The following is a 26,389-nucleotide window of genomic DNA, read 5'->3' on the forward strand; positions in this document are numbered from 1 at the left end:
CTCCGCTCCGGCCGCCGCCGAAATTGCTGCGGCCGCCTGCGCCAAAGCCGCGGCCGCCATACGCTCCGCCCGCCTCTCCGCCCCGGCGGAAGCGGTCGTGAGTCATGACGGTGTCTTCCTTCAGCTCCTCCGGAATCTCGTCCAGGAAGCGGGACGGCGGGTTGGCCGTCGTCCGCCCGAACAGCGTGCGCGCCCGCGCGCAGGAGAGGAACAGCTGCTTCTCGGCGCGGGTAATGCCCACATACGCCAGCCGCCGCTCTTCTTCCAGTTCATCATTGTCCTGGAAGGCGCGGCTGTGCGGGAATACCCCTTCCTCCATGCCGACGATGAACACGACCGGAAACTCCAATCCCTTGGCGCTGTGCATCGTCATCAGCACGACGGCGTCGCTGCGGTCATCATCCGAATCGTTCATGCTGTCGATGTCGGCGATCAGGGCCAGATCGGTCAGGAAGGAGACGAGCGATTTGTCTTCGTTATTTTTTTCAAATTCCATCGTCACGGACAGGAACTCGTCGATATTCTCCAGGCGGGAGCGCGATTCGATCGTGTTCTCCTTCTGCAGCTCCAGCTTGTACTGCGACATTTCCAGCACCTTCTCGGTCAGCTCCGTCACCGACAGAAATTCCACCATCCGGTGAAGCGCCAGAATCATGTCGTAGAACTCGACCAGCGCGTTGCGCGTCCGTCCCGCAAATCCCAGGTCGTCCACCGTTTCCAGCACGCGGAAGATGGAGACGCCCCGGGCTGCCGCTGCAAAGGTAAGCTTGGCGACCGTCGTGTCGCCGAGTCCTCTTTTTGGAACATTGATCACCCGGGTCAGGCTGATATCGTCGTCGGGATTGGACAGGAGCCGCAGGTATGCAAGCAGGTCCTTGATTTCTTTGCGGTCGTAGAACTTAATGCCCCCCACAATCTGGTAAGGAATATCCGATTTAATGAGAATTTCCTCTATGACCCGCGACTGCGCGTTGGTCCGGTACAGGATCGCATGGTCCTGGTATGACTTTCCTTTTTTTACATTCTTACTGATTTCTCCGGATACAAAATAGCCCTCGTCATGCTCGGAATCGGCCCGGTACACCTTGATCTTCGGCCCCTCCTCCGAATCCGTCCACAGCTTCTTCGGCTTGCGTCCGGTATTCAGCGCGATAACACCGTTGGCGGCGTTCAGAATGTTCGAGGTCGAGCGGTAGTTCTGCTCCAGCAAAATGACTTTGGCTTCCGGATAATCTTCCTCGAAGTTCAGAATGTTACTGATGTCGGCGCCGCGCCAGCGGTAGATCGACTGGTCGCTGTCGCCGACGACGCAAATATTGTGATGGCTATCGGCCAGCATACGGCAAAGCATGTACTGCGCCCGGTTCGTATCCTGATACTCGTCCACATGGATGTACTTGAATTTCCGTTGGTAGAAATCCAGCACCTCGGGCACTTCCTTGAACAGCTGGATCGTCGTCATGATCAGATCGTCGAAATCGAGCGAGTTGTTGCTTTTGAGCTTTTTTTGGTACATCGTATATATTTTGGCAACGAGCCCTTCAAAATAATCCCCGATCTTCATCTCGTACTGCGCAGGCGTTACCAATTCGTTCTTAGCCGTGCTGATCATTGACTGCACCGCCTTCGGCTCGAACTTCTTCGTGTCGATATTCAGCTCCTTCATGCAAGCGCGGATAACGGAGAGCTGGTCCGTGGAATCGAGAATGGAAAAATTGGACGTAAACCCGATCCGCTCAATATCCTTCCGCAGTATCCGCACGCACATGGAGTGGAACGTCGATACCCAAACATCGCGGCCTTCCGGGCCTACGAGCTTGGACACCCGATCCTGCATTTCTCTTGCCGCCTTATTCGTGAACGTAATGGCAAGAATCGCCCAAGGCGGAGCCTTTCTATTGGCAATAAGCCAAGCGATGCGGTGGGTCAGCACCCTGGTCTTGCCGCTCCCCGCTCCGGCCATAATAAGCAGCGGACCGTCTGTCGTCTCGACCGCCTGGCGCTGGGGAGGATTAAGCCGGGTTACGGCGTCTTGTATATTAACGGATTGCATGTAGGACATGCCCCTTTCTAGGTAGCTTAATTCGCTTATTTCATAAGTAGTTCTGTGAAGAACCACTACACTATTCGCTAGATTGCAGCATCTGATTTGACCGCCTCGACCGTCAACAGGGCTCGTCCGATGTCGGTATAAATGATGTTGCCCACAACGACCGTATCGGCAAGAGAGGCTGCAAGCTTCGCTTGATCCGGTCCGGTAACTCCGCCGCCGTAGAAGAGACGCGCCTGGCCTACGGCTTCACGCACGGCTTTCATCGTCTCCGTATCTCCAAAGCTGCCGCTGTATTCCAGATAGACGATGGGCAGCGTCATGAGCTTATCGGCAATATGCGCATAGGCGGCCGCTCCGTCTGCGGACAGCCCCGTATCCGCGCCGGTCAGACGGGCCACAGCGGAATTTCCGTTCAGCACAATATACCCCTCGGTCAGCAGCAGCTCCCAGGGGATAAAATCGCCGTAGCGCTCAACGGCTCTCTGGTGGTGGCCGACAATCCATGCCGGATCGGATGAATTCAGCACCATCGGAATCAGATAGGCGTCAAAGCCGGGCACGACGGCGGACAGATCGGATACCTCCAAGACACACGGTACACCGTACCGCTGTATTCTGGACATGAGGCGGGCAGTATTGTCATAGGTGATGCCTGTAGAGCCGCCTACCAAAATCCCGTCCGTACCAGACTGACAAACCGCTCTCAAGTCCTCTTCGCTAATCGATCGGTCCGGGTCCAGCTTGAACACATGGCGCCAGGCTTCAATCATTTGTCGTACCGCAGTCATGATCTTCCATCCTTATTCAGTTGAAATGAATAGGCCGCTCTTCAGCCGCGGCGCTTATTGCTTCTTATATGTTAAAATAGCCGGATGGGCGTGTCAATTTAAAGAAGCAAAAAACACGAACATTTTTTCGCTTTTTTTCGGTGCACAGATATGGTTGCATTCTGTTCATGTGCAGCATTCCTTTGGCGGCCGGGTGTAAAAAATAATTCCCCGCCCCGCCTTACAAGCGGCGGAAGCGGGGAAAGAGATGTATGATAGCCTCAGGTTAGTACGCATTTTTATTGACGAAGCCGTTGCGGATCGTTTTGAAAATAATCCGGATATCAAACAGCAGCGACCAGTTCTCGATATAGAAGATATCATGCTTGATGCGGTCCTCGATCGAGGTGTCGCCGCGCAGGCCGTTGCTCTGCGCCCAGCCGGTAATTCCGGGACGCACATGGTGCTTGACCATATACTTCGGAATTTCTCCCTTGAACTGCTCCACGTAATAAGGGCGTTCCGGACGCGGACCGACCACGCTCATATGGCCCAACAGCACGTTGAAGAACTGCGGCAGCTCATCCAGACTCGTCTTGCGGATAAACGTCCCAAACCGGGTGCGGCGCGGATCATGCTCCGTACTCCACCCCGTATCCACTTCACCGTCCCGCTGCATTTTCATCGAGCGGAATTTGTACATTGTGAACGTCCGGCGGTTAAGTCCCACCCGTTCCTGCCGGAAAATCACCGGCCCTGGCGAAGTCAGCTTCACTCCAATCGCCACAATCAGCAGAATCGGACTCATTACTATAATGGCGAACAGCGAGAAAATAATATCGAACAACCGCTTGGCCATCCGGTTAGCCGTCATATCCAGCGGGATATCGCGCACATTGATCATCGGCAGCCCGGCAAAATTATCGAAGTACGGACGCGCGGGCAGATAATCGAAGAAATCCGGAATGATCAGCGTGCGGACCCCGGCTTTTTCACAAGTCGCGATAATGGCGGGAAACTTATGATGCACATCGAGCGGCAGAGCGAGAATCACCTCGTCGATCAGCATCGTCTCCAGCATAGCCGGCAGCTCGTCGAGCTTGCCGAGAATCGGCTTATAGCGCTGGGAGTCGAGAGTATCCCAACTTTGGTAATCGTCCAGAAACCCGATAATCTCGTAACCGAGCTCAGGGTACTGGGCGAGATTATCGTGAATTCTTCTGCCCAGAGTACCCGCCCCGAGAATGAGCACAAACTGGCGGTTGAACCCTTTTTCCCGAAAAGACTTCAGCATCTTCTTCAGCACATACCGGTACAGCATCGTAGAGAGCATAATCGTGCCGATATATATAGTCAAGTACTGGCGGGAGATGTCGATTTCTCTCACAAAATACATCAGGCCAAGCAGGATGAAGATACCCATTACATGCACTTGGAAAATCTTCAGGAACTCATCGGCAAACCGCTTCCTCCGCTTGGGCATATACAGCGTGAGCAGGATGCCGATCAGGACGGCGATTCCGCCATAAATCAAGCTCCAGTACGCATACGATTCTGCTGTCATATGGCTCTCATAAGGCATCCAGTCACTCTTGAACTTGAGCCACCAGGCGAACAAAAAGGAAGCTTGAATAATAATAAAGTCGGCGACCATATAAAGCTGTGTCAAAAACCGCTGATTGCGGCGGATCATAATCTCACCTCGGCATTCGATTCGGAATGCGTTCCGGCTTCGCCCGCAGCAGCGAGGCTTGGCACCGGTACTTGCTTCCGCCGTCCGGGCGTCAGAGCATTGCGCAGAAGGACTGCGGCAAGCTTAACTCCTACCCCTACGTATACGGCCCCATTGACCAGAAAAGAATACTGCTTACTGTAATGCTTGCGGTGAAAAACAATCATGGCGCGGTGAAATTCATAAATGATCTTAAGCGGTCTGCGCCGTGCGCTGCCGCCCTTCAGATGCACGATGAAGGCTTGGGGATAATAGTAAATCTTCCAGCCCGCTTCCTTGATCCGGTAACACCAATCCAGATCCTCGCCGTACATAAAAAAGGTCTCATCCAGTCCGCCAATCTGCTCGATCGTCTCCCGCCTGACCAGCATGAACGCGCCGACCAGACAGTCGACCTCATATTCCTTGTCAGGGTCAAGATAGCCCAACTGGTATCCGTTGAACCGCGGGTTGTCAGGAAACATTCTGCTGAATCCAAACGCATAATAGAAGGAAGCCGCCGGGGTCGGAAATCCGCGTTTGCATGCCTTATCCAGACTTCCGTCCGGCAAAATCACCTTGCACCCCGAAGCGCCAAGCTCCGGCCGCCGGTCCATCAAGGAAATCATCGTCTCCAGCGTATTCCGCTGCACCACCGTATCCGAATTAAGCAGCAGCACATAACGTCCTGAGGCAATCTCCATCCCCTGGTTATTAGCCCGCGCGAATCCGGTATTCTCCTGGTTGGCCATCAGCTTCACTTGCGGGAACCGCTCCCGGATGACTTCTACCGAGCCGTCAGAAGAATGGTTGTCGATCACAATGATTTCACAGGTATACTGCGTTTCCGAATCATACACCGACTGCAGACAGTCCACCGTCAAGCGGCATGTATTGTAATTTACAATGATGATGCTGACATCGATATTCACTTTTGCTTACGCTCCAGACAAAAATAGTAATCTATCGACAATATTATAGCATAAAACAGCGCTAAGTAACGGGATGCTCCAAGTAAGCCTTTTACAAAAATGCTGGAGTACGATTATCCAAATTGCCCGCTCGGCTACTGCCGCTCATCCTGTTTGTTCCCGTTAATCGGCCTTCAGTTAGGCGCCCTTTTCTTTCGTCATGTCACGATGAAGCCGCAGTTCATGCTCTATAAATGTCGATACCATGCCGCGATAGATTTGCTCGATGGCATTCGGATCGCCGCCATGCTCCGCAGCTGTTGTCCGTACCTTTTCAATTAACTGCAATACGCGCTGCGGAGCTTTGACGGCGTCAGCGTCCTTTTTGAACGCAGCCGCTTCATTTACGTACAGATGTCTTTCGCACAGCAGCGCCACAATCTGCCGATCCAACCTGTCGATATTGACCCTTACCTCTTCGATGCTTTCGCAAGGTTTCATCGGTCTCTTCCTTTCTCGCGTTTCGCTCTGTCCTGAACCCATTTTCTTTTCTTTCTTAGCGAACCCCATTCCGCAAAAAAACTCCCCCAAGCCTTGAACAAACCCGGCTCCTTCAGCAGCATATATCCGTGAGCAGCGATTTCATATGGGAGAGACACTAGAACAGTTCGCAGCAGGGTCCGGACCGGCTCATTTTTAACAATCATCTTATACCGGTTAATATAAGAGATTCTCCGGATAAACAGCGGCTTCCCGCTGCGGCCCGATGCTTTCCAGCCCCGTTCATGGTACCCGATCGCATCCGCGTCGTAATACGCTTTCCAGCCCAGCAGCCGCGCCCGCCATGCCACATCGACATCTTCCTTATAGGCAAAAAAATCCGCGTCAAAAAACTCACCGTCCACGCTGATCGCCTCAATCATCCGCCGCGAATACATCGCCGCCGCGCCCGATACGCCGAACACCTCGCCCGACTCCATCCAGTTCTTCGCCGGCTCCCCTGCTCCCCGGTCAAAAGCCCTGCGCGCCTTATTCATCCGCAGCCCCGTACTGTCCACCGTCCCCGGGTCTGCCTTGAACAGCAGCTTTCCCGTGGCACTGCCGATTCCGGGATCGGCCTCCATCCGCGCAACCAGCCTGGACACATAATCCGGCTCCAGCGTAACGTCTGGGTTCAGCACCAGCACATAATCGGCATCGCTCGCGGCAATCGCCTGGTTATGGGCGGGGGCGAAGCCGGTGTTGGTTGGATTTTGGATGAGGTGAAGAGAGTATACCGGTTGCTCAGTTAGAGCAACTGGATTTTCCGTATGAGTATGAGTAACGCCCGCCGCCGGATTTTCGGGTAGTCCGAGATTGTTGTCAACTGTGTACCGGGATTGAATCCGCTCCACCGTATGGTCGCTTGAGGCGTTATCCACTATAATAATTTTTTCTATAGGATAATCCTGCCGGAACCCGGCTTCCAGACAATCGACAATATCCTCTTCGCTGTTGTAGGTAACGATATGTATACTTACGGTTTTGTTGGTCATAAGGCCATTATAATGGAAAACCGATGATCCATAAACAGGAAGAAACGGCTGTCGGCGTCTATTCGAAACTCAGATGCAGCCTCTCATCGATATATAGATCCAAACGATAAGCCCACAGTTTGCACATCTAATATTCTAACAAAAAACTCCCGGCCTGACTTGCAGAACGAGAGTTATAGACTTCCTTATACTAATCCCGCAGTTCAGCTAAAAATGCCTTGAGACCCTCCCGCCAAGGCCGCAAATCCTGCAGACCGTTCGTCCGGATCGACAAATGCTCCATCACCGAATTGCGCGGACGCGGGGCGGGCCGTGGAAACTGTTCTGTCGTACACGGCTCCAGCTTAGCGGTAAACTTCAGCCCCAGAATTTCCTCCGCCTCGGCAAAAATCGCCTGGGTAAACTCATACCACGTACAAACCTCCGTGTTGGAGGCATGATAAATGCCATACTTTTCCGTCCCGATCAATTCCAGCAGGAAATTCGCCAAATCCACCGTATACGTTGGTGATCCCTTTTGGTCATCCACGACCTGCAGAACCGGCTTTTCCTGGCCAAATTTCAGCATCGTCTTGACAAAATTATTCCCATACTTTCCATACACCCACGAGGTGCGCACGATAAAATACTTGGACGACAAGGTCTGGACCAGAATTTCCCCGGCTCGTTTGGACTTGCCGTAGATGCTCTTGGGATCGGTGTTGTCGTATTCATGATACGGCTGGCTTCCTTGTCCGTCGAACACATAATCCGTACTGATATAGACGAGTTTCGCGCCGACCTTTTCTGCTGCAAGCGCAACATTGCGCGTGCCCACTGCATTGATCAAATATGCAGCGTCAACATCCGTCTCCGCAGCGTCCACCGCCGTGTGCGCGGCGCAGTGAATCACTGCCTCAGGGCCGAATTCACCGATAACCTTGCCGCACTGGTCAAGATCGGTAATATCCATCTCCTGCCGGTCGCAGGCCGACACCTCATACCCCCGGCTTTCCAGCAGCAGCACCACATCACGGCCGAGCTGTCCTGCGGCCCCCGTCACAAGAACCTTCATCGCCATTACAGAGCATCTCCCAAGCGGCTGCCGTACTGTTTTTCAGCATACTTCTGGTATTCTCCGGATTGGATGCGAGTCCACCATTCTTTATTATTTAGGTACCATTGGATCGTTTCCTTGATCCCGGTTTCAAACGTATGCTTCGGCTTCCAGCCCAGCTCGTTCATAATCTTCGTTGGGTCGATGCCGTAGCGGCGGTCATGCCCCGGACGGTCCTGCACATACGTAATCAGCGATTCCGGCTTGCCCAGCTCCTGCAAAATCGTCTTGACGATATGCACATTCGTCCGCTCATTATTGCCGCCAATGTTATATACTTCACCCAGCACACCTTTATGAATGACCAGATCGATCGCGCTGCAATGATCCTCTACATAGAGCCAATCGCGAATGTTCAAGCCGTCGCCATACACCGGCAGCGCCCCGTCAGCCAAAGCACGGGAGATCATCAGCGGTATAAGCTTCTCCGGAAACTGGTAAGGACCATAGTTATTTGAGCAGCGCGTAATATTAACCGGCAGTCCAAACGTTTCATGATAAGCGCGTACCAGCAAATCCCCGCCCGCCTTGCTGGCGGAATAAGGGCTGTTCGGCGTCAGCGGTGTCTCTTCCGTAAACAGACCGGTCGCCCCAAGCGTACCGTACACCTCATCGGTCGATACCTGTACAAACTTGGTGACCTTATGCTTTTTCGCCGCATCCAGCAGCACCTGAGTCCCGAGCACATTCGTCTTCACAAACACATCCGGCTCCAAAATACTCCGATCCACATGCGACTCTGCCGCGAAGTTAACGACCACATCCACACCCTGGCCGATCAAAGCGTCCATCGCCTGGACATCCGTAATGTCGGCTTTTACAAACGTGTAGTTCTGATGATTCTCCACCGATTTTAAATTTTCCAAATTCCCTGCATACGTGAGTGCGTCTACATTTACGATCTTGTAGTCCGGGTGTTGCTGAAGCATGTAGATGACAAAGTTACTGCCGATAAATCCGGCTCCGCCGGTAATGAGGAGTTTCATGAGTGACCACCTTTTGTTCGATAAATGAATTATTCCCTCCCTGTTTTCTAACAGGGGCACAGTCAATATAAGGCGGTGATTCGTACATAATATGCGGAGGTTAAAATTTGGGAAACTGGCTCCGTTCATATAATACCGCCTATTTTTACAGTGCTAAAAATTTATTCTCTCCTTTTCAACAACCAAAGGCCTTTTTAATATTTGAGTATGAATAGACCCTATATACTCACCTATAATACCTATAAAAAACAATTGAACAGAAGAAAATAAGAACAGTCCAATAATTAGAGGGGCTGTACCTAAAGAAAAATAATTCCAAAACAGAAGCTTAGCAAGTAAATAACCCAAAGCAACAAGTAGACTCAAGGCTGACATGGAAAATCCAAGCATAGCAGCTAATCTCAAGGGAATTTTGGAGTGATTGGTAATGCCTAGCATTGCAATATCATATAAAGTATAAAAATTATTCTTTGTTATCCCACGTTTTCTAACAGGTTGTACATATTCTATTTTATAGCTTTCAAAACCAATGTCAGAAATCAATCCTCTGAAATAAGGATATGGATCGGCAATATCTCTCAATATCTCAATAATTTGTTTATCGTATAATCCAAATCCCGTATTGTTCTTAGTCAATTCTATCTCGGAGACACGGTTAATAAAATTATAGTACATCTTTCGAATTGCAAACATAGCAGGACTTTCATGACTTTGTGTCTTTACGCCTAAGACAACTTTATAGCCTTCTTCCCATTTAGTAACGAAATCTTTAATCATACCAGGAGGATCTTGTAAGTCAGCCACTAAGAGTATAACAGCATCCCCTTTAGCCTGCAGCAGTGCATGATAAGGTGAACGAATATGTCCAAAGTTACGTGAGTTAACTATTATTTTTGCATTTGTGTCACTCTTAGCAATTTCCTTTAGAATTGAAACAGTGTTGTCTTTGGATGCATTATCAATAAAAATATGCTCATAAGCATAATTGGGCATTTGTTCAAAAACCGTCTTCACCTGTGTGTATAATTCAAGTACATTTTCTTCTTCATTATAGCAAGGTGTTACTATACTAATTGTTTTCATATTTATTCCTCATTCTAAATTGTTGATACCCCTGTACAATGCTCTGTAGAGAGGAAAAGTGAGGCTGATAACCAATACTTGTAGCTTTATAATTCATCGTATAATAGCTGGATTTTGAGCCAGTAATCGAAGCATAATTTTTATCGGATTTAATTTCATATTTCAAATCATATTCTTCTGCAAAAAACTCCAACATTTCAAACTTAGAAATCGGTTTAAGGGAATACACATCAAAAACATCATTTTGAATATTATCTACCATACAAAGTTTAATTAACTGTAGAAAATCCAGAGGATGCACATAGTCTCTCATAATATTCTCAGGAGAAGTATACAATGTAGTTCCGCTTTTTATGCAATGTATTATATCAGTAATCAAAAATTTGGAATCCAAATCAATATAAGAGCTAAAGTAGCCGAAAACACGAAGATCTATTATTTTTAATTTTTGAAGACTTCTATGTTTTCCCTCCATATTAAGTTTAGCGATACCATAGTAATCCTTATTAGATAAATTATTGATGTCTAAAGTCAAAGATTTATCTTTTGCTGCTGGAGTTTGAAACTCAGACCCGTAGGTAGCCCCACTACTGAGATTGATGTAGATTGTCTCCGGGATCTTTTGTAGATAGTCTAATACCATATTGTCATAATGTTCTGTAATCTGAAACACACTAAATGGGTTGGACACTAAGTCTTGAGGGTTCCCTATGCCTATACAGTTGATAATAACGTTATAACGAGATGCTTGCTCAAACTGCTGATACTCACAAATCGTGAAATTATCAACAATATTATTACTAACCAGAAATGAATCAAGCTTCTCTTTTGAACGGGCAAATAAATATAATCGATAATCTTGCGATGACGAAAGACCTATTATTAGATTCTTAGCAATGTGACCCGTTGCACCTAGTATAGCGATATTTTTCCGATTCTGCGTAAACACTTATTAAGAACCCCTTTAAGTAGGAATATCTATTTCATCAACAAGGTCAATCAACATAATTTCTTTTAACTCTTCGCGATCCAAGTAGGGATACATATCTTCAATAGGTCTGTTTACAACGAGTTTAGGATGTACCTCTGTTTTCTTTTCCAGCCTAATTTCTATAAAGGCGGGGCCTTCTGTAGCCAGAAATTCGTCGAGCTGCTGAACATCTTCCATAGAGTTCATTTGAAAAGTCGGAATTTTATAGGCTTTGGCTATGCTAATGAAAGACGGATTAGGATTTACCGTTGATTGCTGTCTGCCTTCAAAATATAAATCTTGGAATTGTCTGACCATTCCCAGCGAGCTATTATTCATAACTAATGTTTTAATAGGCAGGTTCAGCCTAACTAGCGTATCGAACTCTTGAATGTTCAACTGAATTCCACCGTCTCCTGCAATAACTAGACTTTCTTCTCCAGATGCTAATGAGGCACCGATCGCTGCTGGAAGAGCAAAACCCATTGCTCCCATACCACCGGAATTCAATAATCTCTGTTTTCCAGATAATACGAATGATTGTGAAGCCCACATTTGATGTTGTCCCACATCTAGACAGATAGCTCCAAATCGTTCTGCTTTAGATGATAGAAGTTCCATAAATCGGTTTGGTTCAATTTCATTTCCTTCCGGTTTAAATGAATAGGTAGGATAGCATCCTTTCAATCTATTAATTAATTCTAACCATTGATTAATATCCGGTTTCTCATAATCATTCAATGCATCGTTAATTTTAACCAGAAAGTCTTTTAGGCTTGCTCTAACGACAAGCGTTGCTTCCACTTTGCTATTAAGCTCATTGGAATCAATATCTACATGTATCTTTTGAGCTCCGCGACCGAATGTATCTGGCCGTGTTCCAGTCTGTCTACTATCCAATCTGGAGCCTAAGATAAGAAGTAAGTCGCAATTAGCAAGGATCAAATTACTAAATCGGTTACCATAAGATCCGATTAGTCCTGAATACAATGGGTTATCATGGGATATAGCATCCAGTCCCATTAAGGAACTAACTATAGGTATACCGGTTTTCTCAACAAATTGGGAGAGAAACTCTGTCGAATCACTAGCTCTCACACCACCACCTGCGAGAATTAAAGGTCTCTTTGCTTTTTTAAGCATACTTATTATATCTACAATTACCGAGTCAGATACTTCACAATTCTCACAAAGTTCCATATATTCTTGGCTATCGTAAAAACTGACTAAAGATTCCGGGTTAATCTGCGCTCGTTGAAGATTCATAGGAATATCTAATAGTACCGGTCCTGGACGGCCGTTTTTAGCCAGATATATTGCTTTTTCTAGTTCGTATCTGATTTGATCAGGATCAGTGACCATAACAGCATATTTAGTTATTGGTGTCGCTACACTAACAATATCTGTCTCTTGAAAACCAATCTGTCTTACGGGTCTATCAAACTTGTACTCATAAGTATTTACCTGTCCTGTAATAAACAAGCAAGGAACCGAATCGAAGTAGCAGCTTCCTATTCCGGTAAGCAAATTTAATGCTCCCGGTCCGCTTGTTGCCATTGCAACCCCAAGCTTTCCATTCATTCTTGCATAAGCTTCAGCTGCGAAGGCACCTGCCTGTTCATGACGTACAGAAATGCATTCAATATCATCTCTATGTGATATTGAATCCAATAGGTGAACAATAGCTCCTCCTATAAATTCAAACACATGAGATACTCCTTGTTGCTTTATGCAGTCTATAACATAATCAGAAAGCTTCAATTATTATCACTCCTTATATAGACCGCTGGTAATCCTGAATTTGTCTAATGCAAACTTCTTTGATTTGCTTTTCTTCCTGGTAAGCATTAGTAAACTCTATAATCTTATCGATAGCCTGACTCAGGTTCCAACGAGGATGCCAGTTTAACTCCGCTGCAGCCTTAGAACAATCCAACTTAAGATATTGCGCTTCATGTGGATGAATACTACTATCTATTTCGTAACTTGCTCCTTCCCACTTCCGGCAAATCTCCTGTACAATCCATTCAACAGGCTTTGCATCGGTATCGGAGGGACCAAAATTCCATGCACTGGCATATTGCTCACCTTTTTGATAGAGCTTTTCTGCCAGTACTAGATAACCGCTTAAAGGTTCGAGAACATGCTGCCACGGTCTGATAGAAAATGGATTTCGTATAATGATTTTTTGATTGCTTAAAACAGACCTGATAATATCCGGTACGAGACGATCTGCTGCCCAATCTCCGCCTCCGATAACATTACCGGCTCGTGCTGATGCGAGAGCAATCATCCTGCCCCCAATTTGCTTATTCAGAAATGAGTTCCGATAAGCACTGGTAACTAATTCAGAGCAAGCCTTACTACTTGAATATGGATCATATCCGCCTAATGGCTCATTCTCTCTATATCCCCAGTGCCATTCTTTATTCTCGTAACACTTATCAGTTGTAACATTAACAACTGAAACGACACTATTACAATTTCTAACCGCTTCCAGGAGATTAACTGTCCCCATTACATTGACTTCATATGTTTCAACAGGATTTTTATAAGACTCCCGTACTAAAGGTTGGGCCGCCATATGAATTACGATCTCCGGCTGCGCTTGCTGCATTGCCGCGTTTAATAGCTGGCTATCTCTTATATCTGCATATATATTCTTTTTAAGAAGTTCATTAATATTACACAATTCAAATAAACTGGGGGAAGTCGATGGTTCTAAAGAGTACCCCGTAATTTCCGCCCCCATTGAACTTAACCACAAACATAACCAGGAACCTTTAAAACCGGTATGACCAGTTATAAATACTTTTTTCCCATTCCAAAAATGTGGATTAATCATTTTACTTCCACCGTCTTTTTGTCCCAAGTTTTCCATGGCGCCTTCCCGCTTCCCCAAAGATCTTCCAAATAATTTTTATCCCTTAACGTATCCATAGGCTGCCAGAAGCCTTCATGCTTAAATCCAAACAATTCACCATCACGCGCTAAGGCTTCTAGAGGTTCCTTCTCAAAAAAAGTATCGTCGCCCTCAATATAATCAAAGACTTCGGGTTGTAAAACAAAAAAACCGGCATTTATCCAAGATCCATCCCCTTTGGGCTTTTCTTGAAAACCTTTAACTTCATTATTTTCAGCTATATCTAATGCTCCGAAACGCCCGCTTGGTTGTACAGTAGTTACTGTAGCCAGCCGACCATATAGTTGGTGCTGCTTAACCAGTTCGGATATATTCACATCAGAGACACCATCGCCATAAGTTAGCATAAACGGTTTGTCTCCAATGTACTTTTGTATTCTCTTGACTCTCCCACCAGTCATCGTGTCGATTCCTGTATTGACAAGAGTTACTTTCCAAGGCTCTGCTGTATGAGTATGTGTAACTAATTGGTTATCACTTGTGAAGTCGAATGTAACATCCGACTCATGCAAAAAGTAATGAGCAAAATACTCCTTGATATAGAACCCTTTGTACCCCAAACAAATCACAAAATCATTAAAACCATGATAGGAATACTGTTTCATAATATGCCACAAGATCGGTCTTTGGCCAATCTCAATCATCGGCTTTGGTCTTAAATGAGACTCTTCACTTATACGGGTTCCATAACCACCTGCAAGAATAACGACTTTCATTTTATAGCCTCCAAGTTTAGTTTTTTCCCAGGACAAATTCTCTGATTTTATTTACTACATAATTAATCTTTTCTTCGGTCAGACCCGGGTATACGCCTACCAAGAAGGTATCATTCATAATTTTGTCCGTATTGGTCAATTCTCCACTTATCCGGTAATTCACATTTTGGAAAGCGGGCTGACGTGTCAGATTTCCTGCAAACAACATTCTCGTTTGAATACGATTCGCTTCCAAATACTCAACAATCTCATTTTTGCTAAACTTTGCGCTATCCCGCACAGTCAGCATAAATCCAAACCAGCTTGGATCAGAGTTTCTAGTAGCTCTAGGCAGAATGAAGTAATCGCCCAAGTCTTTCAATCCTTCATAAAGACGCGCAAAGTTTTGTTTACGCGCCTCTGTAAAGGCTGGAACCTTTTTAAGCTGCTCTACCCCTATAGCAGCTTGCATTTCCGTAACCCGAAGGTTATATCCGATGTGTGAATAAGTATACTTATGATCATAGCCAAAAGGTAAAGATCCTAACTCCCAACCAAAACGTTTATTACAAGTATTATCACAGCCAGAAGGGCACCAGCAGTCTCTTCCCCAGTCTCTAAAAGATTCTATGATCGATTTTAATTGGGCATTATTGGTATATACAGCGCCGCCTTCACCCATTGTCATATGGTGTGGAGGATAAAAACTAGAAGTACCAATATGTCCATGCGTACCAGTTAGCTTCCCATTAAAAGTTGAACCAAGTGAATCGCAGTTATCTTCAATAACCCACAAATTGTATTTTTTGGCAATCTCCATTACTTTGTCCAACTCAAACGGATTCCCCATTGTATGAGCAACCATTATTGCTTTTGTCTTTGGTGTTATTGCTTCTTCAATTCGGTCCACCATAATGTTATAAGTACCGAGTTCCACGTCAATAAAAACAGGAACTGCACCATTTTGTACAATAGGAGTTACCGTTGTAGGGAAACCGGCAGCTACTGTGATAACTTCATCTCCAGGTTTAATTTGACGATCTTTTAGTTTTGGAGATGTCAGAGCAGAAAAAGCCAACAGATTTGCGGATGACCCTGAATTAGTAAGCAACGCGTATCTTACACCTAAGTACTCTGCATACTCCTTCTCAAATTGTTTGTTGTATCGACCTGCGGTTAACCAAAAATCTAATGAGGAATCGACTAAACTTCTCATTTCTTTTTCATCGTAAACACGTCCACCATAAGATACCGGTGTTTGGTCTGGGTCAAAATCCTTATTTCTTTCTGAATGAAAGAGTTCGTAATAACTTTCAACTTTAGATAATATCTCCAACCTTGAAATCTTTTCTAATAATTCTGCATTTAATTCACATATAAAATCTATTTCATCTTCTCTTAGTGTTATTTTAGATCGAATATCCGCATATAGGGGTACTGGTAAATTAGCTTGTGCGATTTCCATACAATATTTTTGCGAGAAATTCACAGGGGGCCTATTTAGTAGAGAAAATGCCTGCAAGAAGCTACCGTTTATATCAAATAACAAAGCAAATTGATTATCCTTTTTGTTTTTCACAACATTCCCATTTTTCAAAACATTACACTCCTATCATCATCTTTGTTGGCAAAGCTCCAGTATTTATGACCAAAAAAACTGATTAAAGTTGTGAAGAAAAGTGAAATACCTTGAGCTAAGAGCTTCCCCAATTCAATACGATCAACTAAAATATGCAAAAATAGAAAATTAATCAAAAACGATATTATATATATTGAGGTGAATTTTAAAGCACTAATTATACTAAACTTCTTCACAGTAAAAGTCCAATTGTTATTCCAAATATAACTATGAGTTATACCTATAATATTAGAAAGTATCAACGCTTGAAGATAACTATTATTTATATATTTTAGGTATAAAGCGTAAACTGCAAAGCCAACAATTGTATTAAGAATACCTACAATAATAAATCTTAAAGATTGTATATTCATAAATTCACACTCATCTAAGTTATTTTACTCAATCGGGGCGCCTGGTTTCACTTTACTCAGTAAATCATCTCCTATAGCTTTGACATCCTTCCAATTAAATCCCAATCTTTCAAACACCTCCGGACTAGTTATATACCTTTTTGTATTATTTTTAATTAGAAACACATTTACTCCGTTAGTTACCAGCATCCCATCTTCTATGCCATCGACATGAGACCATAATTTTTTACTTGCTTCTTCATAAGAATCCTTTCTAATATATATATTTTTCTCATAATCAACATACATATTAAGAGGTTTATATTCAACATCTAAATAATCTAAAATATCCTTAGCAAAATTAGAATATTTATACCCCCACACATCACTGTCCTTCTCAAATATAATAAGCTTTGGCTTTCTAGTTCTTAAATCCTCCATTATTTCATTTTTAAATGCATCCACAAACCAAGGAACTAAAATATACGCTCGTAAAGCAGGATCCCTATTTGTATTAATGTATGTTTGGGGGGACAAGCTAGTTATCCAGATTTTCTCATTAGTCTCTGTTAATTTATTGATATATTCATCGTACGGGGACTTCGCTATTATTCCATTTGGTTTGGCAAAGTTAGTTCCTGCATTAGGAGCATAATTATTAAAGGCTATTATCAACAACAAAAAAACAAATATTCTTATAAGATTTTTTTTGTATCCTTCTATATAATCTTTTTCTTTAGGATTCAAATATTCATTAATAATAAAAGAACTATTAAAGAACGATACTATAAAGTAAGGAATTGCATGGAAACCTTCAAAGCCCCTAATGCCTGTAAATGCTAAAAAAATAAAGATTAGGATTGATAGTGCTTTATCCCTCTTAAAATGATAATAACAAAACAGCAGGTTAAAAATTACTAATATTCCACTAAACAAACTATCCCTCGAAAATGTCGTTACATGATATTCTAAATGATTTATCCACGAAGTAACTATTTGTTTTAACAAACCTATGGAGCTATTATTAATTCCGTTATAATTACTGTAGTAAACCCTGTTGAGCTTATAAGCTTGATAATAAAAATTGTATAAATTACCGGATAACCAATACCATAGAAATAAAACCAAAAAAGGAATAGCCATAATTGTAATCAACTTTAGATAATTCGGTATATTTTGTCTAAAAGTTTTTTTATATAAGTTATAGACAAAAAGTAGAAAAAACAAGATGGTTACCGAATAAATACTTACAAAAGCAGACATAACCGAAACAAATACACTTATAGAAATTACAATCATACTTTTTCTAGTTAACGAATTAGTTCTCACAAAAATTAAAGCTTCTAGAAATAAAAACAAAATTGAGAATCCATAGAAAACATCACTTAAAACCATATGTGCCCAAGTAATATTAATAGTAATAGCATATAAAAGGATAAAAATCTTAAAAATTAACGAATTAAAATAATTGGAATAACGAGTATACATAAAAATCCATAAAAGTAGGATAACTAAACTCATGCAAAGTCTAAAAGTTTCATAATCCCGCACACCAATCAAGGCGAAAATTGACATAAAATAATACACAAAAGGTGTGTGTTGTGAAAAGAAATCTTTATAAATATCTCCACCTTGTGAAACAGATATCGCTCCCAGCATATTATCTGCTTCGTCCATGAAGCTAAAAACCCTTCCATATAAAATTATAAATAGAAACCCAAATATAAAAACAACCCAAGTGCTTTTATTACTGAAAAGAATATTTCTCATTTAATAATGAACTCCTTACCTCACTTAAGTTGTTTTGTTTCTGAAAATTTTCTTTAATATAATATTAAATTCGCCTTTTAAAATATACTTATAAAGTTTTTGAAGCCTTACATTATAAACGTTATACAAGCCTTTAACTTTTAAAGTTTCTGAGCTTCCTTTAGACTTAGTAGGGTTTAAACAAAACTCTTTAAGCGGGACAATACAATTCTGCCACGAATAAATATCTTTTATTTCTTTAAAGCCAGTTCTATATTTACTTAGTACATCTGGGACCAGTAATGACTCCAATACCAACGCTAAGTTGTTCTCATCATTGAAAAGCACAACTTCACCGATTTTATGTTTCTCTACCAGTTCACTCATTACATCTCCACCATTAGTTACAACAGGAAGTTCACACCACATGTAATCTAGTATTCGTGTTCTAAAAGAATACCTAGTCTCTATATGATTCGCATGTAAGTTAAGACCGATATCAGCTTCAAGGAGATAATTTTGTCGAGAATCATATTTAACCCAATCATTAAAAAACACAAATTTATTAGTTAGATTTAAAGAATCCGACAATGATATACTATCAAGAGTTTTCTTTGACAGTGGTATCTGTGAATTAGGGTGTTTTATTCCCATAAAAAACAATTTTATATCATTTCTCCTTGAACTAAGAATGTGCATAGCTTTTATAGCAGTAAGAGGATCCAACCAATCCCATATCCCCCCACCCCAAATCACAACTTTATCATTTTCGTTAATACCAGGAAAAACCCCTTTTAGAACATTTTGATTATAAACAGGTTTCTCCAATGGTATCCCGAAAGGGACAACACTGATAAAATGTTCTACTCCAGAATTAATTCTGTATTCTTTTGCATTAATCCTGTTTATTGCTGTCAGCATCCCCATCCACAAATCCTTTTGTTTTTCGGAAGCACATATAAAATAATCACCTGCAGCTAATTGATCAAGGATAATTGTTAATGAGGATAAGTGTAGTTCGTTTACATTGGGGCTATCTTTATCTATTTCAAAATTCTCAAACATAAAAGGATCATATAAATCCACTATTATCGGCACTTTAGATTTTTTTATAAAAGGGTATTGCCACAAGGTGACTCCCTGCAAGATGATACTATCAGCAGCAATTAATTCTTCTTCCAAAACATTAGTACTTATCTTACCGATTTTAAAATCCGCTTCAAGTTTACATTCATTTGGGCATAGCAAAGTCACTTCGGTATCTTTAGACAATTCTATAGCAAAATTCCAATACCTTATACCAGGACCAGCCATTCTGGCATCTATTATATCTGATGAAATTATAAGGGTCTTCTTTTTCAGTTAACTCACCTCAATCAACGTCTTATTATTTTTTTGATCCATTTTCTACCTAACACCCTTTTCAATCTCTTATACAGCATAATAGGGGCGGAATCCGTAATTTTTATTAACTTTATTTCAAGTTCGTCCACTTTATTTTGCAATTCTCGGACTGCATAATTATTTGCTCCTGCATTTGCGATTTTTTGTTTTAATATAAGTGCGATGTCGTTGATTTCTTCCTCTTCATGTATATTTGATTTATCCCCCCCTTCTTCTCGATCAATGATCGTATTGTAAATAAAATGCCCATAATTAGTGCAATAAGTTTTATAGCATATGCTACCTTGATTCTTATAATGATTTATATAAATATTACTTCCTTGATCGTTAGTATATACAGTTACTGCGTTCGCTTCATTTGCATCACTCTCAATGTAAAAATAGTATTCTTGATCTTTTGAGTTAACAATTGGGTCAAAATTAAAACTGATCCAGCTATTATCATAAATCCTCTTTAGATCAATCTTTATTGAGTAAATATCATTTATTGAGTTTGGATGCTTTTTTAAATGAAAAGTTAAGTTACCTTCATTAACTCTCTTATAATTCCCAAAATAAATATCTACTCTTGAAAAGTTGTTATCTTTCACATGAATAATACTTCCATAAGAAATGCCATACGTCAAAGGAGGCATTGGTCTAACAATCTCTTCATTACTAACATTTCTCTGTTCTCTTATTCTTTGAGAATTTTCTGCAAACAATACTTTTGAGATGATTATTCTTTCAAATTGCTGACCACTTATATCCCAACTTAGATCCTTAGTAAATTCATAACCATTCTGTTGAATTTGAGCCCTTAATTCAATATTTTCGACTAAAATACTTATCTTGTCAGCCAAATCTAGAGGATCTGCTTTCGCGAGTAAACCATTAAATTTATTTCTCACAACACCTTCTATAGTAGCTTCATCTATATCAATCACAGCACATCGTGATGCCATTAACTCTAAAGGTAATAAGCTAGCATTCGTTAAAGAAACTACTAATGCCAAGTCAGCACTCTTATATAAATCAGCTAATTCCCCAGACGTTAGAACACCAAGATTAGTATGAGGGAAATTAGTTTTAAGATCCTTATCACCGCCAAACAATGCTATTTCAATATTACCTTTAAATCTTTTTTCTATTAATTCTAATGCCTGAAGGCCTAATTCCACACCCCTTCGCGGAGTAGAGTTGCGGGCATAAAAAATAATTTTAGTCTTGCTATTAGGTACCTTTGATTCATGGCGTAGATAAATTTTGTTATCTGTAGAAAAATCGATGTAGTCACAATCCATTCCAAACTCATTTTTAATTTTTTTAGTCAACCATTTACCAATAGTTATTCCCTTCAAATCTAATTTGTATGAGTTTTCTGCAAGTTTATATTCACTAGACATTGGATAAAAAAAGGGTTCATAGTCCTGAATAAAATAAAATTTACTTTTACTATTAGTAATAGAGTTAACCATATAAGCTGTAGGCCACGAGGTAGCGATGAACACATCTGAATCTTTAAATTTTGCATCCTCTTTGAAATAATTAGCCCCTGTTATAAAAAAATACTTATCAATGAAATCTGATATGACTTTTTCGTTACGAGCATCAAAATTAATTCCATTTTGGACATAGATATTCACTTCGTATCCATTATTACACAGATATCTTGCCATCCTAAATATTGTTGTATGTCCTCCGGATCCAATGAATGGTTGGGGAATAAGAAAATTAACAGTTAGTTTTACTTTACTACTTACTTTTTTACTATTACTATTCTCAGTAACCTGTGAGAGTCCATGAAGGTAACTATGCGCCCTGCTTTTTACAGTGTAATTGTTTTTCACATGGTCATAAGCATTCTTACCAATTTTTAGTCTTAATTCTTTTTGAGTAATCAGACTCTCTAACTTTTCAAACCATTCTTGTGGACTTTCAGCTAAATAACCATTCCGCCCATCTTCTATAGCATATTGAAACGCATCGATTTTAGAAGCCACTGTCGGAATTCCTAGTATCCCAGCCTCGAAATATTTCAGTTCACTTTTAGCTTTACAAAACGGATTATTAATTTCTAAAGGTGCCAAGTTAATATCTATTGATTGTATGGACTTCGGAAGATCACGCCATCCCACTAAAGGTAACCGAATAATTCTATCTTTGTAAACATTGAATTCTTTGCTCAAGTCTAATAAACCGCCTATAACAAGATCAGTATTACTATACTTCTCCAAAATTTTTAAAAGGCCATCCTTAACTTCCAAAAAATCCTTATTATGCGTCTTACTCCCACTAAAGTATCCAATTCGAACTCGTTTACTTTCCTTAACAGGTTCCTGTTTCAATAATTCACAAATATTCTCTAATTCCAGACTTATAGCATTTCTATTAATGTAGACATTGTCGTTATACTTAATTATTGTTTCTGCCAGAAACTCAGTTGTAACTATGACACCATCACAGAGACTAATTGTTTTTTTGTAACGTTCTATGCCTTCAAAGTATAAAATCTTCTCTTCTTCTTCTAAGTAATTAATACCATCAGAATATTTAGCATATTCTTTTTCGTAGACTAAATCATCTACATCAAATATTACTGGCACATTCATTTTATTTGCACTTTTAATAAAATATTCTATACCCAAAGTATGTGGAACTCTATGCATAATAACCATATCAATTACTTGATCTAAAGAAGAAATAATATCATAATCTGCAAAATATCTTTCTATAACGTCTATCTCTAAATATTCTAGTTGCTCCATTTGATTAAATACTCTATATCTTTGTGTATCTCCAAAACATCCACTAATAAATAAAACCTTTTTCAAAATATCGCACCTCATATTTCTTTAAGTATTTTTATCATATCATTATACTTTTTTATTGAGTTATTATATTTTTCGGTCATTTCGTTTAACTTATTCAGACCATCATTAATCTGAGTCTGTAAATATTCTATCTCATCCTCTTTCTTTTTAACCGTATTTTTCAAGTCAGATACTTCATTTCTATATTTATTATTTAGTTCTATATTCTCTCGAAGCTGTCTTATATTTTCATTTTTCAAATCATTGTTCTGTTGTTCAATCAAAAAATAATGCTCAGCAGCATTCATCTTCCGGCAATACGTTCTCAAGGCAAGGTTCCCATTCATACTTTCTGTACCAAATGTTCCCTTACCATAGCTATTTTTTTGAGAGTAATAAAAACTCGGTCCTAGACCCATAGATATCTGTGTGATTTCTATTACGTATTCTTTACCTTCAGAGTTCATAAGTGGAGTAAATTCAGTATTAAACCAGTCATTATCCTTTAAATGGGTATAATCAACAGTTGTTTCTAGTACACATTTAGCAGTAATAGCTTCGTATAAAGCAACTTTAATTTGTCCCTGCAAATTTTCCTTGTAAGTTGCTACTAAGAGTGACACACGAAATAAGTTCGGTGAATGGCATACAAATGTTTGCCGAATAGTACTTTGAAATACCATTCTTCCCAATACTTCATCAGCATCATAGTAATAAGTATCCAAAACACTTTTACTCTCATTTTCTTTTTTTATATTAAGGTAAGTTAAAATAGCTTCTGTAGGTAACATCAAATTAGTTTTATTCTCTTTTTCAATATGTTCAAAGAAGTTATTCTTAACCATCTCGTTATTTTTATCAATTATAAAAGTTACTCTATACCCCTCAGTTAAGTTCATCTCTTCAAAGAAATTATATTTATTAACATATTCGTCTATAATTTCCTGTAATTTCGGTTCTGCAATCCTAGATAGTTCATAATTAACAGCCATTAATTTAAGCCAATTATCAGTATCCCCGGAATAGTAATAAGAATGAGGCATTGATAATTCATTTAATTCGTTGATAACATCTTGCACCTTAGGTAATCCATTAATTAGATGTTCTTCAAGCATTCGGTTCTCACCATTAGAGGAATTTACGATATATTCATAAAGTATTTTTTCTGCCAACGCTTTCTTAGCCGTGTAATATGGGAAATTAATTACCACCAATTCTTTGGACACTCTGATTAATTCCTTGATAAAGTCATAACGACCTTGTGGTGGAACATGCTCAAGGACATCATTAGATACCACTACATCAAATGAGTCATTTTCAAAAGGCAAATCTCTTCCATCGCTTACTTGATAATTGTCGATGGATGCTTTTGTAGTATCTACAACTAGAACTTCATTCTCTCCGAAAAATTCTATTGCAGGCAGCCAATCTACTCCTTCTTTTGTTTTAAAATGCCCTCCAACATCTAAAATTTTTAATTTATCCTGTTTTTTCCCACGGAAATCATCAATGACTCGCTTACATATCTCATATCTTTGATATTGATCAAAGGGCATTGTTAATCTATCCATTCGCGGAACCTCCTCAAATCTAAACAAGCCAGTCGCACTTCAAGCCAATAACGCCTAGTTCGTTTCTTTCATTTACAACCATTAATTCGAAGCATTTCTCCATATGAATGAATGGTTCAATGCAATCATAATCATAAATAGCAAGTGTCATATAAAATTTCCCATTTAATAATGACGGCTCTTTAATTAAGACTTTTACGAATCTTGAATGGTCTATTTCATCTAGAACTACACCGTCATTCTTTGAATTTGGTCCACTCAACAGATTATTGTTCTCATCATATATGGCAATTCCAATTACTAATCTTTGAAGTAAGCGATTAGCCATTAGTTCAATATTTAATACTATGTCTTGTTTATACTGGAATACATTTGAAACGAAGCCTTCGGAATTTGAAAAATAAAATTTATTAAGATTAACTTCCCTGTTTCCCCAAATTGATTCTTTAATATTGTAATAAGAACTAGTATGAGCAATGTAAAAAGAATCAGAATTGTAATTTATCTCAGATTGATCAGGAATGACTGTATTTGCATGATTTCCATAGAGTTGTGCGTAATATCGATTGATGAGGAAGTCAGGTTCACCGAATTCTATCTCTCCATTGTCTCCGATATAAATAATCCTATCACAAAGATTTTTGACGCTAGACATATCATGCGAAACAAAGACAATTGTTTTACCCTTAGATTGAATTTCCTTTAATTTATTCATGCATTTTTTTTGAAAATTAGCATCACCTACTGCCAGAACCTCATCCAAGAGAAGAATATCCGGGTCGACATGAATAGCTACTGAAAATGCGAGACGCATATACATTCCTGATGAATAATTTTTCACAGGTGTATTCATAAAATTATTCAACTCTGAAAATTCAACTATCTCTTGATAATGATCTCTAATATACTTTTTAGGAAGTCCTAATATAGATCCATAAAGATATACATTTTCTTTACCAGTTAAATCCGGTTGAAAACCTGCTCCGATTTCTAATAAGGAAGAAACGCTACCTTTCACAGTAATTCGACCACTATCGGGATTTATTATTTTAGCGATAAGTTTTAATGATGTGCTTTTCCCAGCACCATTTCTTCCTATAATACCTATTGTTTCCCCTCTATAGATCGAATAATTAATATCTTTCAATACATTTACTTCTATAGTTTCCGTTTTATTTCTTTTCAATATGAAATTAATGACTTTTTCTTTTAATGTAGTGGGCCTATTTTTGTAAATTCTATAAACCTTAGTGACATTCTCAAAATGAATAACAGGTTCTCTTGTCATAGTTCTTCTCCAAAGTTTTTTTCTCTTCTATAAAATACATACAAGCCTATAATAAATAGAACAAAAGAATAACCAAAAGTGCCTGCTAGATTTAAAAATCTCGGAAAATCTCCTTTTAAAAGCACTTCCCTAAATAGTTCAATTAAATTAGTAATTGGATTTAACTGAATGATTTTATTAAATGGCTCGGGTACCATTGATAAGGAATATATAACAGGTGTCAAATAAAACCACGCCATAAAAACTACATCTACTATATGCGATATATCACGATATTTAACTGTTACCGAAGATAATACCAAACTAATTCCTGCAACCACTAAATATAGTATAATCCATAAGAACGGCAACATAATAAGGGACAACGTGAATTCAACATTAAAAAATAACATTGCTCCAAATAATATTATATGACTAATAATCATAGTGATAAAATTAGCGTTTATCACCGACAATGGAATTATCGCTCTAGGAAAATAAATCTTTTTTACAAGATTCTGATTATTAATAATACTATTTGTACTCTGAGAGATACTTGCTTGTACAAAGTTCCATGGAATTAAACCAATAAAAACAAACAAAGCAAAATTATCTATTGTCATTCTCAGAATTATTTTAAAGGCAAAATTGTAAATTATAATCATCATTAATGGATATATGTATGACCATAATATTCCTAAAATTGAATTTTTGTATTTCAACTTCATTTCATTCGAAGTTAAATTACCTAATAAATCTTTGTAGTAAATAATGTTCTTCAAGTAATCAATCACTAATTTCCACTCACTTTCTTAATCCCATTTTTTAAAATATATAAACCGCAATTAAGATTATAACCTAGTCAACAGGCGATCAATCGTTTCCAACGGTTGCTTATTGATACG

21 protein-coding genes are annotated in these 26,389 nt (G+C 40.3%); all 21 read right to left on the reverse strand.

The genetic code is table 11. The features are described from left to right. Nucleotides 1–2,053, reverse strand: a 2,053-nt coding sequence (gene pcrA / locus L691_RS0110995) for a DNA helicase PcrA (RefSeq protein WP_025690558.1), incomplete at its 3' end; no start/stop codon positions are given. 77 nt (nucleotides 2,054–2,130) lie between these two features. Continuing rightward, nucleotides 2,131–2,841 (reverse strand): heptaprenylglyceryl phosphate synthase, encoded by a 711-nt coding sequence (gene pcrB / locus L691_RS0111000; RefSeq protein WP_025690559.1) that lies wholly within the window; start codon nucleotides 2,839–2,841, stop codon nucleotides 2,131–2,133. Nucleotides 2,842–3,106: 265 nt separating this feature from the next. After that, nucleotides 3,107–4,513: an undecaprenyl-phosphate glucose phosphotransferase gene (locus tag L691_RS0111005; RefSeq protein WP_025690560.1), complete on the reverse strand. Its 1,407-nt coding sequence runs from the start codon at nucleotides 4,511–4,513 to the stop codon at nucleotides 3,107–3,109. After that, entirely contained in the window at nucleotides 4,510–5,457 is a 948-nt protein-coding gene (locus L691_RS0111010; protein ID WP_025690561.1) for a glycosyltransferase family 2 protein, read from the reverse strand. The genes L691_RS0111005 and L691_RS0111010 overlap by 4 nt, the downstream gene beginning before the upstream one ends. Nucleotides 5,458–5,640: 183 nt before the next feature. Beyond that, nucleotides 5,641–5,943 carry a chorismate mutase gene (locus L691_RS0111015; protein ID WP_025690563.1) on the reverse strand — a complete coding sequence of 101 codons (303 nt, stop codon included), beginning with the start codon at nucleotides 5,941–5,943 and terminating at the stop codon, nucleotides 5,641–5,643. Further along, nucleotides 5,940–6,977 (reverse strand): glycosyltransferase family 2 protein, encoded by a 1,038-nt coding sequence (locus tag L691_RS0111020; RefSeq protein ID WP_025690564.1) that lies wholly within the window; start codon nucleotides 6,975–6,977, stop codon nucleotides 5,940–5,942. The genes L691_RS0111015 and L691_RS0111020 overlap by 4 nt, the downstream gene beginning before the upstream one ends. A 190-nt stretch (nucleotides 6,978–7,167) precedes the next feature. Next, nucleotides 7,168–8,031, reverse strand: a complete 864-nt coding sequence (rfbD, locus tag L691_RS0111025) for a dTDP-4-dehydrorhamnose reductase (protein WP_025690565.1) — start codon at nucleotides 8,029–8,031, stop codon at nucleotides 7,168–7,170. Nucleotides 8,032–8,036: 5 nt separating this feature from the next. Continuing rightward, entirely contained in the window at nucleotides 8,037–9,059 is a 1,023-nt protein-coding gene (gene rfbB, locus L691_RS0111030) for a dTDP-glucose 4,6-dehydratase (protein WP_025690566.1), read from the reverse strand. 153 nt (nucleotides 9,060–9,212) lie between these two features. After that, entirely contained in the window at nucleotides 9,213–10,142 is a 930-nt protein-coding gene (locus tag L691_RS0111035; protein ID WP_025690568.1) for a glycosyltransferase family 2 protein, read from the reverse strand. Further along, nucleotides 10,129–11,091, reverse strand: coding sequence for an NAD-dependent epimerase/dehydratase family protein (locus L691_RS0111040; protein WP_025690570.1), 963 nt, complete (start codon nucleotides 11,089–11,091; stop codon nucleotides 10,129–10,131). Before L691_RS0111040 ends, L691_RS0111035 begins: the two co-directional genes overlap by 14 nt. Before the next feature lie 15 nt (nucleotides 11,092–11,106). Then, nucleotides 11,107–12,873 (reverse strand): thiamine pyrophosphate-binding protein, encoded by a 1,767-nt coding sequence (locus tag L691_RS0111045; protein WP_025690571.1) that lies wholly within the window; start codon nucleotides 12,871–12,873, stop codon nucleotides 11,107–11,109. Nucleotides 12,874–12,886: 13 nt separating this feature from the next. Beyond that, a complete protein-coding gene (rfbG, locus tag L691_RS0111050) occupies nucleotides 12,887–13,993 on the reverse strand; it encodes a CDP-glucose 4,6-dehydratase (RefSeq protein ID WP_408634744.1) in 1,107 nt (368 codons plus the stop codon). Next, nucleotides 13,954–14,751 carry a glucose-1-phosphate cytidylyltransferase gene (gene rfbF / locus L691_RS0111055; protein WP_025690575.1) on the reverse strand — a complete coding sequence of 266 codons (798 nt, stop codon included), beginning with the start codon at nucleotides 14,749–14,751 and terminating at the stop codon, nucleotides 13,954–13,956. Before rfbF ends, rfbG begins: the two co-directional genes overlap by 40 nt. 16 nt (nucleotides 14,752–14,767) lie before the next feature. Further along, complete coding sequence (rfbH, locus tag L691_RS0111060) at nucleotides 14,768–16,327, reverse strand: lipopolysaccharide biosynthesis protein RfbH (protein WP_025690576.1); 1,560 nt, start codon at nucleotides 16,325–16,327, stop codon at nucleotides 14,768–14,770. Continuing rightward, nucleotides 16,324–16,722, reverse strand: coding sequence for a GtrA family protein (locus L691_RS34245; RefSeq protein WP_025690577.1), 399 nt, complete (start codon nucleotides 16,720–16,722; stop codon nucleotides 16,324–16,326). The genes rfbH and L691_RS34245 overlap by 4 nt, the downstream gene beginning before the upstream one ends. A 24-nt stretch (nucleotides 16,723–16,746) precedes the next feature. After that, nucleotides 16,747–18,471: a hypothetical protein gene (locus L691_RS0111070; RefSeq protein WP_025690578.1), complete on the reverse strand. Its 1,725-nt coding sequence runs from the start codon at nucleotides 18,469–18,471 to the stop codon at nucleotides 16,747–16,749. 24 nt (nucleotides 18,472–18,495) lie between these two features. Then, entirely contained in the window at nucleotides 18,496–19,722 is a 1,227-nt protein-coding gene (locus tag L691_RS0111075; protein ID WP_156934216.1) for a glycosyltransferase, read from the reverse strand. Nucleotides 19,723–19,826: 104 nt separating this feature from the next. Further along, a complete protein-coding gene (locus L691_RS0111080; RefSeq protein WP_025690580.1) occupies nucleotides 19,827–22,667 on the reverse strand; it encodes a glycosyltransferase family 4 protein in 2,841 nt (946 codons plus the stop codon). An 11-nt stretch (nucleotides 22,668–22,678) separates the two neighbouring features. Further along, on the reverse strand, nucleotides 22,679–24,217 hold the full coding sequence (locus L691_RS0111085; RefSeq protein WP_025690581.1) for a methyltransferase domain-containing protein: 1,539 nt from the start codon (nucleotides 24,215–24,217) through the stop codon (nucleotides 22,679–22,681). A 19-nt stretch (nucleotides 24,218–24,236) separates the two neighbouring features. Then, nucleotides 24,237–25,505 (reverse strand): ABC transporter ATP-binding protein, encoded by a 1,269-nt coding sequence (locus tag L691_RS31250; protein WP_025690582.1) that lies wholly within the window; start codon nucleotides 25,503–25,505, stop codon nucleotides 24,237–24,239. Beyond that, the gene (locus L691_RS0111095) at nucleotides 25,502–26,278 is read right to left on the reverse strand and encodes an ABC transporter permease (RefSeq protein WP_025690583.1); all 777 of its coding nucleotides are present in this window, start codon (nucleotides 26,276–26,278) and stop codon (nucleotides 25,502–25,504) included. The genes L691_RS31250 and L691_RS0111095 overlap by 4 nt, the downstream gene beginning before the upstream one ends. Nucleotides 26,279–26,389 lie beyond the last annotated feature (111 nt).

It is taken from the genome of Paenibacillus zanthoxyli JH29, assembly GCF_000520715.1.
GTDB classification, from domain to species: domain Bacteria; phylum Bacillota; class Bacilli; order Paenibacillales; family Paenibacillaceae; genus Paenibacillus_AQ; species Paenibacillus_AQ zanthoxyli.